Below are 517 nucleotides of genomic sequence, written 5' to 3' on the forward strand. Positions count from 1 at the left end.
ATCTTCCGGATGCGGTGGTTGACATGGTCTGCCACATAGACATTGCCCTCTGAGTCCACAGCCACGTCGGAGGGGTAGTTAAACCGTGCCGTGTTGCCGGTGGCATCCTTATAACCTGCCGTGCTGCCGGCAAAGGTGCTTACCTTTCTATCTTCTATTCTAGCTGCTGGCGTGATCTTCCGGATGCGGTGGTTGTCAAAATCTGCCACATAGACATTGCCTGATGAGTCCACAGCCACTCCGTAGGGGCGATTAAACCGTGCCGTGTTGCCGGCGGCATCCTTATAACCTGCCGTGCCAGTGCCGGCAAAGGTGCTTACCACCCCCGTCGAAGTGATTTTCCGGATGCGGTGGTTGTAACGATCTGCCACATAGACATTGCCTGATGAGTCCACAGCCACACCGGTGGGGCAGTTAAACTGTGTCGTGTTACCATCGCCGGCAAAGGTGCTTACCATCCCCGCCGGCGTGATCTTCCGGATGCGGTGGTTGCCAGTATCTGCCACATAGACATTGC

Annotated in this window: 1 protein-coding gene; it reads right to left on the reverse strand. The window is 55.9% G+C overall.

Annotated elements, in window-relative coordinates; translation table 11 throughout:
* Positions 1-517, reverse strand: a 517-nt coding sequence (locus S1OALGB6SA_RS06410; protein ID WP_503465878.1) for an NHL repeat-containing protein, incomplete at both ends; no start/stop codon positions are given.

The organism is Olavius algarvensis spirochete endosymbiont (genome assembly GCA_900608495.1).
Taxonomy (GTDB): domain Bacteria; phylum Spirochaetota; class Spirochaetia; order DSM-2461; family DSM-2461; genus UBA2779.